This window comes from Streptomyces sp. NPDC052225, assembly GCF_040679615.1.
Lineage (GTDB): Bacteria > Actinomycetota > Actinomycetes > Streptomycetales > Streptomycetaceae > Streptomyces.
In genome coordinates, this window is the sequence record NZ_JBFAVD010000011.1 from 186,714 (window position 1) to 200,506 (window position 13,793).

The following is a 13,793-nucleotide window of genomic DNA, read 5'->3' on the forward strand; positions in this document are numbered from 1 at the left end:
CTGAGGTCTCGGGGCTCCGCCCCGGGCCCCGCTCCTCAATCGCCGGAGGGGCTTGACCTGTGCCCGGAGGGGCTTGATCCGTGCCCGGCGGGGCTCAAGGAATCGAGGGCGTGAAGGTTTTCTTCACGTTCGCGTACGTGCGGCGGGCCTGGGGCTCCCCCCGCCCCACCTCGTACCACGTACTGATCTGGTACGACTGCGAGCCCTGCTCGAACGCGAGTTGTTCCGCGTGCCAGCGCCTGCCGTCGAGGGTGAAGAGGTACTCCCAGATCACGGCCGGGCGGCCGCGGAACGTGGTGCGGCCGAGGCGGATCTTCTCGTAGGCCTGGCCCTGGTGGGCGTCGTGTTCGGACTTCCGCCAGGTCGCCAGGAGATCGTCCTTGGCGAGCGCCGACTGGGCGGCGAGTTCCTGGGAGCCGTCGGGCGACGTGTAATGGACCTCCGCCGCCGTCCTGACCGAGCGCTTCCAGTCCCTCGGCGGCACCCACGCGAAGCCGACCTCCTGCCGCGCGCCCGGGGGCAGGGTCGTCGACGGCGCGCGGGACGTGCCCGCGACCGTCGGCGGCCGGGACGTGGGCGTCGGGTCGCCGCCCGCCTCGGAGCCGCCGCCGGGCAGTGCGAGGGCCAGGGCGACCGCGGCGCCCGCGACGAGGACTCCCCCGGCCGCGAGAAGCGTGAGCCTGCGGCGCGGGCGAGGGCGCGGGGCCGGGGGCGGGGCCGGGGCGGGCTCCGGGGTCCGGCGGCGCGGGGTGAAGTCCAGCGTGTCGGCACGGGGGCGCGGCAGGTCCGGGGGCAGCGGTGTCAGCTCGCGCGCGATCTCGTCCAGGCCAGGGCGCGCCTGCGGGTCCTTCGCCAGCAGGCGGGCCAGGAGCGGGCTCAACCTGCCTGCCTCGGGCGGCAGTTGGGGCTCCTCGTACAGGACGGCGTGGAGGGTCGCGAGGGTCGTGTCGCGGGAGAAGGGCGAGCGGCCGCCGAGCGCCGCGCAGAGCGTCGCGCCGAGGGACCAGAGGTCGGACGGCGGACCCTGGGGGTGGCCGGAGACGCGCTCGGGGGCCATGTAGTCGGGCGAGCCGACGAGCATCCCGACGATGGTGAGCGCCTCGGCGTCCTGGATCGCGGCGATCCCGAAGTCGGTGAGCATGACGCGGCGCCGCCCGTTCCGCTCCACCAGGACGTTGCCCGGTTTGATGTCGCGGTGCAGGACGCCGCCCGCGTGCACCTCGCGCAGCGCCTGGGCCAGGCACATGCCGATCGCCGCGACCTCGCCCACGCTCAGCGGCCCGTCCTCGACGAGGACCTGCTCCAGGGAGCGGCCGTCGACCAGCTCCATCACGATCCACAGGCGCTCGCCCTGGTCCACGACGTCGTACACGCGCACCACGTTGGGATGGTCGATCCGGGCCGTCGCGCGGGCCTCGCGCAGGGTGCGCTCGCGGCGGGTGCGGGTGTCCTCGGGGTCGAGGCCGTCGATGCGCATCTCCTTGACGGCGACGGGCCGGTCGAGCACCTCGTCGACCGCGCGCCACACGCGCCCCATTCCGCCCTGGCCGATATGCGCGTCGAGGCGGTAGCGGTCCGCCACCATCAATCCCCTGACGCCTCCGCTCATATTCCCTGGCAATCCACTGCACCCCCGTATCCAACGAAACCGCCGAATCCCCCCGCCACACACAGGTGACACTTCACGCCGTCCCAGCATAGTGCGGAGAAATCTTGTGGTACCTCTTCAAGTACCGCGAATTCGGGCGCAGTTGCCCGGATGCGGTTGGGGGAACGCGAAAGACCATGAAAATCCCAGGGGGACGAACATGAGTGCACGGCGACAGGTCAAAACGGCCGGTTCACTGCTGGCGGTGACGGCTACGGCAATGCTGTTCCTGCCGGGTACGGCGGGGGCGGACGGCGGCCCCGGACCAGGCAGCGGCGAGGGCGGAAAGGCCATGGACAAAGCGCCGTCCGGCGTCAAACTGACCACGGGCCTGCCCAAGAAGATCAACGTCGACAATTCGACCCGGGAAACGCGGAACCTCGTCGCCACCGTGAACAACGAGGGCACGAAGGACAGCGGGCAGATCCATCTCGTCGTGGCCGGCTTCGACGGGCTCGTGATCAAAGACGTGCCGGGGTGCGCGGCGATTCCGGAGAACAAACTTCCGAAGGGCTCGAACAGCGCATTCGACTGCCCGATCGACAATCTCGCGGCCGGGAAATTCAAGTCGTACAAGGTCGCTGCGACATTCGATCTCTCGAAGACCGGAAAGATCTGCCTGCCGGTGCAGAGCGGGGACCAGAAGAAGACCTTCTGGCAGCAGGGCCCCGTGCCGTTCGGCACGACCAGCCCCTCGCCGAACGCGCCGGTGACGCCGCTGCTGCTCGACACGGAGAACAAGCCGGCGGCACCGGCCGGCGACAAGGACAAAGGGAACGACAAGAGGGAGCTGCCCTCCACCGGTCCCCGTGAGAACGTGCTGCCGCTCGGCGCCGCCGGCGCGGGGCTGCTCGCCGCCGGCGCCGCCGGCCTGTGGTGGACCCGGCGCCGCGCCGGGGAAGAGGGCGCGCAAAGCTGACGCTCCCTGTCAGGTTATGCGGGCACAGTACGTGCCATGACGACCACGCAGGACACGCAGGACAGGAACAGCTCGCCGATCACCTTCCGCCCGGGCGACGCCGGTTACGACGACGAACTCGCCGGATTCCAGACGGGGTTCGCCCAGCGGCCCGAGGTGATCTTCGCGGCGGTCACCGCGGACGACGTGGTGGCCGCCGTGCGGTACGCCGCCGAAGGCGACCTCCCGATCGGCGTCCAGGCCACCGGCCACGGGCTCCCGGGAGCGGCCGAGGGCGGCGTCCTCGTCAGCACCCGGCGGATGGACGCGGTCACCGTGGACCCGGCCGCCCGGACGGTACGCGTCGGCGCGGGCGCCCGCTGGGGTGCCGTCGCCGCGGCCGCCGCCGAGCACGGCCTCGCCCCGCTGAACGGCTCCGCGCCGGGCGTGGGCGCCGTCGGCTACACGCTGGGCGGCGGACTCGGCATCCTGGCACGGAAGTTCGGGTACACCGCCGACCACGTGAGGGCCGTGGACGTCGTGACCGCCGACGCCGCCCACCGCCATGTCACCGCCGACAGCGATCCGGACCTCTTTTGGGGCCTACTCGGCGGCGGCGCGAACCTCGGAGTCGTGACCGGCCTGGAGGTCGGCCTGGTACCGGTGACCCGGCTCTACGGAGGCGCGCTCGCCTACGACGGACGCGTGAACGACCCGGCGGACATCCTGCGCGCCTACGCGCACTGGACGGCGACGCTCCCCGACACCCTCACCTCGTCGCTCGCCGCGCTCGTCCACCCGGACCTGCCGCAGCTCCCGCCGCACCTGCGCGGCTCCTACCTGGTCTCGGTGCGGATCGCCTTCACCGGCTCCGCAGCGGAGGGCGAGCGGCTCGTGGCCCCACTGCGCGCCGCGCTCGGGCCCGCCGTCAGCGACACCGTGCGCGAGATGCCGTACGGCGAGAGCCACACCATCCACAGCGACCCGGACTTCCCGCACGCCTACTACGGGGACAGCGTCTTCCTCGACGAGCTGGACGTCGCGGGCGCCGCCGAACTGTTCGCGCTGTCCGGGCCCGCCGCCGACGCCATGCACGTCGTCCAGCTCAACCACCTCGGCGGCGCGCTGTCGCGGCCCGCGCCGAACGCGGTGCCGTACCGGGACGCGGGCTGGCTGGTGCGGATCCTGTCGCCGCTGGACGGGACTTCGCGGGAGGCGGCGCGGGCGCATCACGCGAGGGCGTTCGGCGCCGTGGCGGAGCACGCCCTGGGGCGCTCGCTCAACTTCGCCTTCGGCGGCGGCGACCGTACGGAAGGTCTGTACGACGCCGAGACGCGAAAGAGGCTCGCCGATGTGAAGGCCGCGTACGACCCGGCGAACCTCTTCCGGAGGAACTACAACGTGCAGTAAGGGACTTGAAGCCGCTTGCTTGAGGCGCTTACTTGTCGGCGAACTTCCAGGCGGTGGGCAGCGCGCCCATCGCCAGGGCCGCCTTCAGGGCGTCGCCGAGCAGGAACGGGGTCAGGCCCGCGGCGATCGCGGCCGACGCGCTCATGCCGGTGGACAGCGCGAGGTACGGGACGCCGACCGCGTAGACGATCGCCTCGCCGAGCAGGAACGTGAGCGCGGTGCGCCACACCGAGCGGTCGGCGCCGCGGCGGGCCAGCGCGCCGACGGCCGCGGAGGCGAGCATCAGGCCGATGACGTAACCGAACGAGGGCATCGAGAAGCCCGAGCCGCCCTCGGCGAACCACGGCATGCCGGCCATGCCCGCGAGCGCGTACACGGCGAGCGCGAGGAAGCCGCGGCGGGCGCCGAGCGCGGTGCCGACGAGGAGCGCGGCGAAGGTCTGCCCGGTGACCGGCACCGGCGAGCCCGGCACCGGCACGGCGATCTGCGCGGCGAGGCCGGTGAGGGCGGCGCCACCGACGACCAGCGCCGCGCTCCGCGCCACTACGGCGGACTTCGTGCGGGAGGCGGGCAGCAGGTCGGCCAGGACCTTGCCCGGACGGGCGGCGACAGCAGCGGTGGCGGTACTCATGGGGACTCCGCGATGTGTGTACGTGTCTACGGGCAGGGTGGGACTCCGTGACGCTATCCCAGGGGAGTTGAGCGGATCACGGTCGCCGATCGACAAAGGCGGAGGCGCGGTCTTGGTGGGCTCCGCACAAAGGGGCGGCTGTACACCTCGCACGGGGTGATGCTCGTCACTGAGGCCAGGGGTGGACGGCCGCGTTTTGCGTACGAGGGTGCCGGGCCGGAAGACTGTAGGTTCCTGCCAAACCCTGCACGACACCCCGCAGCGCCAGAGATCGGCTGAAGCCCCCCATGCACGACAGCCCCACGCCCGACGAACCGCTCTCCGCCGGGCTGAAGCAGCGGCACCTGACCATGCTGGGGCTCGGCGGCGTCATCGGGGCCGGGCTCTTCGTCGGCTCGGGCGCCGGGATCGAGGTCGCCGGGCCGGGGATCGTCGTCTCGTACCTGATCGCGGGCGCGCTCGCGATGTGCGTGATGCGGATGCTCGGCGAGATGTCGGCGGCGATGCCCGCGTCGGGTTCGTTCTCCGTGCACGCCGAGCGGGCGCTCGGGCGGTGGGCCGGGTTCAGCGTCGGCTGGCTCTACTGGTTCCTGCTCGTCGTCGTCCTCGCCGTGGAGGCGACGGGCGCCGCGCAGATCGCCAACGGGTGGGTGCCGGGGATTCCGCAGTGGGCGTGGGTGCTCCTGTTCATGGTGGTGTTCACCGTGACGAACCTGGCGGCCGTGAAGAACTTCGGCGAGTTCGAGTTCTGGTTCGCGACCTTGAAGGTCTTCGCGATCATCGCGTTCCTGGTGCTCGGCACGCTCGCGATCTTCGGCCTGCTCCCGGACACGGATCCGGTCGGCCTCACCCACCTCACCGGCGACGGCGGCTTCCTGCCGCACGGCTGGCAGGGCGTCGTCTCCGGCGTCCTCGCGGTGATCTTCGCGTTCGGCGGTCTGGAGGTCGTCACCATCGCGGCGGCCGAGTCCGCCGACCCGGTGCGCTCGGTGGCGCGGGCGGTGCGCAGCGCGGTCTTCCGGATCCTCTTCTTCTACGTCGGGTCGATGCTGGTCATCGTCACCGTCATGCCCTGGACCGCGCAGCACGCCGGCATCAGCCCGTACGTGACGGTCCTGGACTCGATCGGGGTCCCGTCGGCGGGCCAGATCATGAACATCGTGGTGTTCGTGGCGCTGCTGTCCGCGCTCAACGCCAACCTCTACGGCTCGTCCCGCATGATCTTCTCGCTGGCCGAGCGCGACGAGGCGCCGAAGGCGCTGCTCAAGGTCAGCGGGGGCGGGGTGCCGCGCCGCGCGGTGCTCGCGTCGGTGGCGTTCGGCTTCGTGTCCGTCCTGCTCAATCTGAAGTGGCCCGACTCGGTCTTCCTCTACATGCTCAACTCGGTCGGCGCGGTGCTGCTGTTCGTGTGGGCGCTGATCGCCGCGTCGCAACTGCGCCTGCGGCCCCGTATCGAGGCCGAGGCGCCCGAGCGGCTCGTGCTGAGGATGTGGGCGTTCCCGTGGCTGACCTGGGCGGCGCTCGCGGCGATGGCGGCGGTGTTCGGGCTGATGCTGACGGACGACACCGCGCGGCCGCAGCTGCTGTGGTCGACAGGAGCTACCGCAGCCGTACTCCTTACTGCGGGTGCACGGGAGTGGCGCGACCGTCACCGTGCGTGAGCCGGGTGTCCGCATAGCGGTCGCCCACTTCTCCTGAACGGACGTCGCCCGCAGACTTCCGGAACGCCCCCGTCTCACCAGGTGAACCGACGGGGGCGGTAACCGTCTCACGTACTGAACAGGGTGCCCCCATGACCAGCACCACCGCTCCGGAGAAGTCGCAGGCCCAGACGCCTGCCGACGGCGATTCCGGCTCCCAGTTGACGCACGGCCTCAAGCGCCGCCACCTGTCGATGATCGCCCTCGGTGGCGTCATCGGCGCCGGGCTCTTCGTAGGGTCGGGCGCGGGCATCGCCGCTTCGGGCCCGGCCATCGTGCTGCTCTTCGCGGGCGCCGGCGCGGTCGTCATGCTCATCATGCGCATGCTCGGCGAGATGTCCGCGGCCCGTCCGGCCACCGGCTCGTTCTCGGTGCACGCCGAGAAGGAGATCGGCGTCTGGGCCGGCGTCACCTCGGGCTGGATGTACTGGGTGATGCTCTGCTGCGGAGTCGCGGCCGAGGCCACCGCGGCCGGCACGATCATGCACGGCTGGGTCGGGTTCATCCCGGCCTACGGCTGGGTCGCGATCTTCATGGCGTTCTTCTGCCTCACGAACCTGGCCGCGGTGAAGAACTTCGGCGAGTTCGAGTTCGTCTTCTCCGGCATCAAGGTCCTGGCCATCTCGGTCTTCCTGGTCCTCGGCGTGCTCGGCATCTGCGGCGTCTTCGGCGACGCGCCGGGCACCTCGAACCTCACCGGTGACGGCGGCTTCACGCCGACCGGCAGCGCCGGCCTGATCGCCGGTCTGCTGACGGCGGTGTTCGCGTACGGCGGCCTGGAGACGGTGACCATCGCGGCCGCCGAGTCCGACGACCCGCGCAAGAACGTGGCGCGTGCCGTGCGCACCGCCGTGTGGCGCATCGCGATCTTCTACATCGGCTCGATGGCCGTCATCGTCACGATGGTCCCGTGGAACGACCCGCAGGTCGTCTCCGACGGCCCGTACGTCACCGTCCTCGACGAGCTGGGCGTCCCGGGCGCCGGCACGATCATGCAGGTCGTGGTCCTCATCGCCCTGCTGTCCGCGATGAACGCCAACATCTACGGCTCCTCGCGCATGGCCTACTCGCTCGTCCAGCGCGGCCAGGGCCCCCGCTTCCTCGGCAAGGTGATCAAGGGCGTCCCGATGCCGGCCGTCGTCGGCTCCTGCGTATTCGGCTTCCTCGCCGTGCTGGCCGGGATCTACTGGCCCGACACCGTCTTCACGTGGCTGATGAACACCACGGGCTGCGCCGTCCTGGTCGTCTGGTCCTTCATCTGCCTCACCCAGCTGAAGATGCGCCGCCGCCTGAACCGCGAGGCGCCCGAGCTGCTCACCGTGAAGATGTGGGGCTTCCCGTACCTGACGTGGGTCGCCTTCGTCGCGATCATCGGTGTCTTCGTGGCGATGGGCACGACCGACTCCGGCCGTGACCAGCTGGTCGTCTCGGCGGTCCTGGTCGCCGCGCTCGCCGCCGCCGGGTACGCCAGCCAGCGCCGCCAGGAGGCGCGGAGCTGACGCTCCCGCTCCCCTCACTCCTCGAAGGACCCCCGGGCCAGTTCAACTGGCCCGGGGGTCCTTCGCGTTGTGCCCGGCACTCTTGCTGCTAGCCTGCACTTGCGAATAACTTGCAATAAGCAGTCGGAGGGCACGGACGGACATGGCCATCTACACACTTCCTGAACTTCCGTACGACTACGCGGCGCTCGAGCCGGTCATCAACCCGCAGATCATCGAGCTGCACCACGACAAGCACCACGCGGCGTACGTGAAGGGCGCGAACGACACCCTTGAGCAGCTGGCCGAGGCCCGCGACAAGGAGCAGTGGGGTGCGCTCAACGGGCTGGAGAAGAGCCTGGCCTTCCATCTCTCCGGCCACATCCTGCACAGCATCTACTGGCACAACATGAGCGGCGAGGGCGGCGGCGAGCCGCTCGCGGCGGACGGGGTCGGCGAGCTGGCCGACGCGCTGGCCGAGTCGTTCGGCTCGTTCGCGGGGTTCAAGGCGCAGCTGACGAAGGCCGCGGCGACGACGCAGGGTTCGGGCTGGGGCGTCCTCGCCTACGAGCCGCTCAGCGGGCGCCTCGTCGTCGAGCAGATCTACGACCACCAGGGCAACGTCGGCCAGGGCTCGACCCCGATCCTCGTCTTCGACGCCTGGGAGCACGCCTTCTACCTCCAGTACAAGAACCAGAAGGTCGACTTCATCGAGGCGATGTGGCAGGTCGTCAACTGGCAGGACGTGGCGCGGCGTTACGCGGCCGCGAAGGAACGGGGCAACACCCTGCTGCTCGCCCCGTGACCCCTTGAGACGCCCCGCCTCGTGATCGTCTTCTCAGCCTTCACGCCGGCGGGCGGAGGAAGCGAAGGGCCCCGCGAGGACGTGACTCGCGGGGCCCTTCGCCGTGCCGCGGCCCGGAATCCGTCCCGGCGGGACGCATTCCGGGCTGCCCCGCGACGCGCGGGCGGCGTAGCCTCACGACGCCGGGTGTTCGGCCGCGAGGAGGGCACGGTGTACAAGCACTTGAACTGCAAGAACTGTGGCGGCATGCAGGACTTCCGCCGAGTCCGCTGGGAGCCGGAGAAGGAAGCCATCCGGGCCGACAAAGGCGTCAGCAACGTCGAGGCCTACTGGATCTGCACCCGCAAGGGGTGCGTCCGCTACCAGCACTACGCCAACGCGCAGGACGGCGGCGACCTCCCCGAGGCCTTCCGCAACTGACGTCAGTCGAAGATCGGCCCCTGCGTGCGCGTGCGCTTGATCTCGTAGAAGCCGGGGACGGACGCGACCAGGAGGGTGCCGTCCCAGAGCTTGGCCGCGTCCTCGCCCTTCGGGGTGGGGGTGACGACCGGGCCGAAGAAGGCGATCTGCTCGCCGTCGGCGCCGGGGACGGCGATGACCGGGGTGCCGACGTCCTGGCCGACCTTGTCGATGCCCTCCTTGTGGGAGGCGCGGAGTTCGGCCTCGTACTTGGTGCCGTCCCAGTGGTCGAGGAGGGAGGCGGGCAGGCCGACCTCCTCCAGGGCGCCGGCGACGGCCTCCTTGGTCGGGCCCTGGCCCTGGTTGTGGATCCGGGTGCCGAGCGCGGTGTACAGGTCGCCGAGGACCTCCGCACCGTGCTCCTCCTGCGCGGCGATGACGACGCGGACCGGGCCCCAGGCCTGGGTGCGCATCATCTCCTGGTACTCCTCCGGCAGCTCGTCGAGGCGCGGCTCGTTCAGGACCGCGAGGCTCATCAGGTGCCAGCTGACCTTGATGTCGCGGAGCTTCTCGACTTCAAGGACCCAGCGCGACGTCATCCAGGCCCAGGGGCACAGCGGGTCGAACCAGAAGTCGACGGGGGTCTTCGCAGACGCTTCGGCCGTAGCGGACATGGGTCTCCTCAGAAAGTCACCAAGTGGTCTCGGCTGCGGCAACGCGGCCCGCGCCGGACGCATTCCCGGATGTCCGCCCTCACAGCCGCGTGCGAGGATCGTAGGCGTTCGAACCCGGAGACCGACCTGGGGACCGAACGCAGAGAACGACCCTTGAGAACGTCACGAAGGAGTGCCGCCCGTGCCCGGTGAGAATCTGTCCCGCGACGAGGCCCGCGAGCGGGCGGGTCTGCTGTCCGTCGACGGGTACGAGGTCGCCCTCGACCTGCGCTCCGCCGTCGGCGAGGCCACCGGTGAGGGGCCGCGCACGTTCCGCTCCGTGACCACGATCCGGTTCCGGGCGAACGAGGCGGGGGCGAGCACCTTCGTCGACCTCGTCGCCCCGTCCGTGACCGCGGTGTCGCTGAACGGCGAGGACCTCGACCCGGCCGCCGTGTTCGACGGCACCCGCATCCACCTCGAAGGCCTCGCCGAGGACAACGAACTGGTCGTCGACGCCCAGTGCGCCTACTCCCGCACCGGCGAGGGCATGCACCGCTTCGTCGACCCCGAGGACGGCGAGGTGTACCTGTACACCCAGTACGAGCCGGCCGACGCCCGCCGCGTCTTCGCCAACTTCGAGCAGCCGAACCTCAAGGCCCCGTACCGGTTCAGCGTGCAGACCCCGGACGGCTGGACCGCGTGGTCCAACGGCGTGGGTGAACTCGTCGACGGTGTATGGCAGTTCGCGGAGACCAAGCCGATCTCGACGTACATCACCGCCGTCGTCGCCGGCCCCTACCACTACGTGACGGACACCTACGAGCGGTCCTTCGACGACGGTTCGAAGCTCGTCGTGCCGCTCGGCGCCATGTGCCGCAAGGGCCTCGCGCCGTACTTCGACGCCGACGACGTGTTCCTGGTGACGAAGCAGGGGCTCGACTTCTTCCACGACAACTTCGACTACCCGTACCCCTTCGGGAAGTACGACCAGGCGTTCGTGCCCGAGTACAACCTCGGCGCCATGGAGAACCCGGGCATGGTCACCTTCCGCGAGGAGTTCATCTTCCGCGGCAAGGTCACGCAGGCGTCGTACGAGCGCCGGGCGAACGTGATCCTGCACGAGATGGCCCACATGTGGTTCGGCGACCTCGTCACCATGCAGTGGTGGGACGACCTGTGGCTGAAGGAGTCCTTCGCCGACTTCATGGGCTCCTTCTCGATGGTCGAGGCGACCCGCTTCACCAACGGCTGGATCACCTTCGCCAACAACCGCAAGTCGTGGGCGTACCGCGCGGACCAGCTGCCGAGCACGCACCCGGTGACGGCCGACATCCGTGACCTGGAGGACGCGAAGCTCAACTTCGACGGGATCACGTACGCCAAGGGCGCCTCGGTGCTCAAGCAGCTCGTCGCGTACGTGGGCCGGGACGCGTTCCTGGAGGGCGCGCGCCGCTACTTCAAGCGGCACGCGTACGGGAACACGCAGCTCGGCGATCTCCTGTCGGTCCTTGAGGAGACCAGCGGGCGCGACATGGCGGCGTGGTCGCGGTCGTGGTTGCAGACGGCCGGGGTCAACTCCCTGACTCCGCAGGTGATCCTGAACGCGGACGGCCGGATCACCGAGCTGTCCGTCCTCCAGGAGGCCGCCGAGTCGCACCCCGAACTGCGGCCGCACCGCGTCGCCGTCGGCCTGTACCGGCGTACGAGCGCGGGCGCGCTGGAGCGGTACGCACGCGCCGAGGTCGACGTGGACGGGCCGCGGACCGTGGTCGGCGAGCTGGCCGGGGCGGACGCTCCCGAGCTCGTTCTCGTCAACGACGACGACCTCACGTACTGCAAGATCCGCTTCGACGAGACGTCCCTCGCCACGCTGCGCGAGCACCTCGGCGACCTCACGGACCCGCTGGCGCGGGCGCTGTGCTGGAGCGCGCTGTGGAACCTGACGCGGGACGCGCTCATGCCCGCGCGGGACTTCATCGGGCTCGTGCTGCGGTTCGCCGGGCGGGAGAGCGACATCGGCGTGCTCCAGATGCTGCACGCGTGGGCGCGTTCGGCGCTCGTGCACTACGCGGCGCCCGCGTGGCGCGAGGAGGGCGGGGCGCTGCTCGCCGAGGGCGCGCTGCGGGAGCTGCGGACGGCCGGTCCCGGCAGTCAGCACCAGCTGACGTGGGCGCGGTTCTTCACGTCGGTCGCGTCGCGCGAGGCCGATCTCCAGCTGCTTCAGGGGCTGTTGGAGGGCACCGGGAAGATCGACGGACTTGAGGTCGACCAGGAGCTGCGGTGGGCGCTGCTCGACACGCTCACCACGTACGGGGTCGCCGACGAGGCGGCGCTCGCGGCGGAGCTGGCGCGTGACGACACGGCGTCCGGCAAGCGGCACCAGGTGCGGTGCCTGGCGTCGCGGCCGTCGGCGGCCGTGAAGGCGCAGGCGTGGGCGCAGGTCGTGGAGTCGGACGCGCTGTCGAACGCGTTGGTGGAGGCGACGATCGCCGGGTTCCAGCAGCCGTCGCAGCGGGAGCTCGTGGCGCCGTACGCGGAGAAGTACTTCGCGGTGATCGAGCGGGTGTGGGACGAGCGGTCGATCCAGATCGGGATGGATGTGGTGCGGGGGCTGTTCCCCGGGTTGCAGGATTCCCAGGGGACGTTGGACGCGACCGATGCGTGGCTCTCCTCGCACGAGGGGGCGGCGCCTGCGCTGCGGCGGCTTGTCCTTGAGGCTCGGGATGATCTGGCTCGGGGGTTGCGGGGGCAGGCGTGTGACACGGGTGCGGCGGCGGGTTAGTCGCTGAGCGGGGGTGGGGCGGGCGCCTGTTGGAGCGCTCGCCCCGCGCTGGGGGGCCGCCTTGCCCACCCTGCCGCCCTTGGCGGCAGATTGCCCAAGGCGGGGGCGGCGGCTTGCCCAAGGCGAGGGTGTTACCGAAAGCGAGCAATTCGCGCCGTAACCCCTTGCGTCGCCTGCGCTTTTCGGCACATCGGCGGGGGGACTTTAGGGCGAGCTCGTCCGGTTTTGTCGACGGGACTGTAACAGCGGTTAGCGGAGCGGATCCGGGCGGGAATGTCCGGGTCATGAACCACAACACCCCGGCATCCGTGTCCCCCCGGCCTCTCCGTCACCTCATCAAGACCCAGCGGCGCGTCATGAGCGGCGCGCAGCTGAAGGCGCACGGGGTCTCCGCCGCCTCGGCGCAGGAGCAGTGCCGGGCCGGCGGGCCCTGGCAGCAGGTGCTGCCGGGGGTCTTTCTGCTCCACCCCGGCCCGGCGACCAGTGACGAGCGGCTGCACGCGGTGCTGCTGTACGCGGGCCGGGTCGCGGAACGGCAGGGGCAGCTGGACGCGGTGCCCGTGCAGCCCGCCGCCGGCGAGGCGCACACGGCGCCCGCCGTGCCGTACACCGACGCCCTGGTCACCGGCCTCGCGGCGCTGGCCCTGCACGGATTCTCGTCCGCTCCCCCGCTGCTCTCCCTGGACCACATCGACGTGCTCGTGCCGCGCACCCGGCGGCTGCGCTCCACGGAGTTCGTGCGCCTGATCCGGGCGACGGGGCTGCCGACTCCGGTACAGATCGGCGGAGTTCCGGTGGCTCCGGTGCCGCGGGCGCTCGCGGACGCGGTGGCGCAGCTGTCCGACGCGGGGGCGGTCCGGCGGCTGCTCACGGAGGCGGTGCGGGGCGGGCACTGCGAACCGGCATCGGTGGTACGGGAGTTGACGCAGGCCCGGCTGCTCACGCGGCCGCACGTCGTGGACGCGGTGGACTCCCTGCTCGCCGAGGGCCGTGCCATCGCCGAGGACCGCCTCTACACGATGGTCCGCGCGCACGGCCTGCCCGACCCGGTGTGGAACGTGGACCTGCGCCTGCCCGGCGGCCCTCACCTCGGCGGCCTCGACGCGTACTGGCCCGATCAGGCCGTGGCCGTCGAACTCGACACCCGGGCGCCGCGCCAGGACGAGGACGCCCTGTGGAGCGAATACGCCCGTAAGCGGGAGCACTTGGAGCGCCTGGGCATCACGGTCGTGTACATCACCCCGCGCAAACTGCGCGACTCGCTCGAACAGCAGGCCGCCGTCGTCCGTACTGCCCTGATGGCGGCGGGCGACCGGGATCCGGCGGCGTATGTCGTGGTGCTGCCCCGGTAGACGGGGCGGTAGCCAGGAGGGGAGTGAAGGGGTG

11 protein-coding genes are annotated in these 13,793 nt (G+C 71.0%); 8 read left to right on the forward strand and 3 right to left on the reverse strand.

The genetic code is table 11. The annotated features are described in order from the left end of the window. Positions 1–94 precede the first annotated feature (94 nt). On the reverse strand, positions 95–1,585 hold the full coding sequence (locus tag AB0L37_RS18695; RefSeq protein WP_365506232.1) for a serine/threonine-protein kinase: 1,491 nt from the start codon (positions 1,583–1,585) through the stop codon (positions 95–97). 223 nt (positions 1,586–1,808) lie between these two features. On the opposite strand from AB0L37_RS18695, the gene AB0L37_RS18700 reads away from it, so the two are divergent. Together AB0L37_RS18700 and AB0L37_RS18705 are read left to right on the forward strand one after the other, a co-directional pair. Continuing rightward, positions 1,809–2,567 carry an LPXTG cell wall anchor domain-containing protein gene (locus tag AB0L37_RS18700; protein ID WP_365506094.1) on the forward strand — a complete coding sequence of 253 codons (759 nt, stop codon included), beginning with the start codon at positions 1,809–1,811 and terminating at the stop codon, positions 2,565–2,567. A gap of 36 nt (positions 2,568–2,603) precedes the next feature. Beyond that, positions 2,604–3,956, forward strand: coding sequence for an FAD-binding protein (locus AB0L37_RS18705; protein ID WP_365506097.1), 1,353 nt, complete (start codon positions 2,604–2,606; stop codon positions 3,954–3,956). Positions 3,957–3,984: 28 nt separating this feature from the next. Here the strand turns inward: AB0L37_RS18705 and AB0L37_RS18710 are convergent, their stop codons facing one another. Further along, entirely contained in the window at positions 3,985–4,587 is a 603-nt protein-coding gene (locus tag AB0L37_RS18710; RefSeq protein ID WP_365506100.1) for a biotin transporter BioY, read from the reverse strand. A gap of 287 nt (positions 4,588–4,874) precedes the next feature. Between AB0L37_RS18710 and AB0L37_RS18715 the strand changes: the two genes are divergently transcribed. The 4 genes from AB0L37_RS18715 (at position 4,875) to AB0L37_RS18730 (ending at position 8,990) form a co-directional block, all read left to right on the forward strand. Beyond that, positions 4,875–6,248, forward strand: coding sequence for an amino acid permease (locus AB0L37_RS18715; RefSeq protein WP_365506103.1), 1,374 nt, complete (start codon positions 4,875–4,877; stop codon positions 6,246–6,248). 131 nt (positions 6,249–6,379) lie between these two features. Then, positions 6,380–7,786 carry an amino acid permease gene (locus AB0L37_RS18720; protein ID WP_365506106.1) on the forward strand — a complete coding sequence of 469 codons (1,407 nt, stop codon included), beginning with the start codon at positions 6,380–6,382 and terminating at the stop codon, positions 7,784–7,786. 142 nt (positions 7,787–7,928) lie between these two features. After that, entirely contained in the window at positions 7,929–8,570 is a 642-nt protein-coding gene (locus tag AB0L37_RS18725) for a superoxide dismutase (RefSeq protein ID WP_365506109.1), read from the forward strand. 210 nt (positions 8,571–8,780) lie between these two features. Next, positions 8,781–8,990, forward strand: coding sequence for a hypothetical protein (locus AB0L37_RS18730; protein ID WP_365506112.1), 210 nt, complete (start codon positions 8,781–8,783; stop codon positions 8,988–8,990). A 2-nt stretch (positions 8,991–8,992) separates the two neighbouring features. On the opposite strand, the gene AB0L37_RS18735 is transcribed toward AB0L37_RS18730, so the two are convergent. Further along, positions 8,993–9,643, reverse strand: a complete 651-nt coding sequence (locus AB0L37_RS18735) for a DsbA family protein (RefSeq protein ID WP_365506115.1) — start codon at positions 9,641–9,643, stop codon at positions 8,993–8,995. A 181-nt stretch (positions 9,644–9,824) separates the two neighbouring features. On the opposite strand from AB0L37_RS18735, the gene pepN reads away from it, so the two are divergent. Together pepN and AB0L37_RS18745 are read left to right on the forward strand one after the other, a co-directional pair. Further along, on the forward strand, positions 9,825–12,407 hold the full coding sequence (pepN, locus tag AB0L37_RS18740) for an aminopeptidase N (protein WP_365506118.1): 2,583 nt from the start codon (positions 9,825–9,827) through the stop codon (positions 12,405–12,407). A gap of 284 nt (positions 12,408–12,691) precedes the next feature. Next, the gene (locus AB0L37_RS18745) at positions 12,692–13,759 is read left to right on the forward strand and encodes a hypothetical protein (RefSeq protein WP_365506121.1); all 1,068 of its coding nucleotides are present in this window, start codon (positions 12,692–12,694) and stop codon (positions 13,757–13,759) included. Positions 13,760–13,793 lie beyond the last annotated feature (34 nt).

Excerpts from the sequence above, each read along its gene's own strand:
- AB0L37_RS18695 (WP_365506232.1), bottom strand. The coding sequence starts at position 1,585 with ATGGTGGCGGACCGCTACCGCCTCGACGCGCATATCGGCCAGGGCGGA.
- AB0L37_RS18700 (WP_365506094.1), top strand. The coding sequence starts at position 1,809 with ATGAGTGCACGGCGACAGGTCAAAACGGCCGGTTCACTGCTGGCGGTG.
- AB0L37_RS18720 (WP_365506106.1), top strand. The coding sequence starts at position 6,380 with ATGACCAGCACCACCGCTCCGGAGAAGTCGCAGGCCCAGACGCCTGCC.
- AB0L37_RS18715 (WP_365506103.1), top strand. The coding sequence starts at position 4,875 with ATGCACGACAGCCCCACGCCCGACGAACCGCTCTCCGCCGGGCTGAAG.
- AB0L37_RS18710 (WP_365506100.1), bottom strand. The coding sequence starts at position 4,587 with ATGAGTACCGCCACCGCTGCTGTCGCCGCCCGTCCGGGCAAGGTCCTG.
- AB0L37_RS18735 (WP_365506115.1), bottom strand. The coding sequence starts at position 9,643 with ATGTCCGCTACGGCCGAAGCGTCTGCGAAGACCCCCGTCGACTTCTGG.
- AB0L37_RS18745 (WP_365506121.1), top strand. The coding sequence starts at position 12,692 with ATGAACCACAACACCCCGGCATCCGTGTCCCCCCGGCCTCTCCGTCAC.
- AB0L37_RS18705 (WP_365506097.1), top strand. The coding sequence starts at position 2,604 with ATGACGACCACGCAGGACACGCAGGACAGGAACAGCTCGCCGATCACC.
- AB0L37_RS18725 (WP_365506109.1), top strand. The coding sequence starts at position 7,929 with ATGGCCATCTACACACTTCCTGAACTTCCGTACGACTACGCGGCGCTC.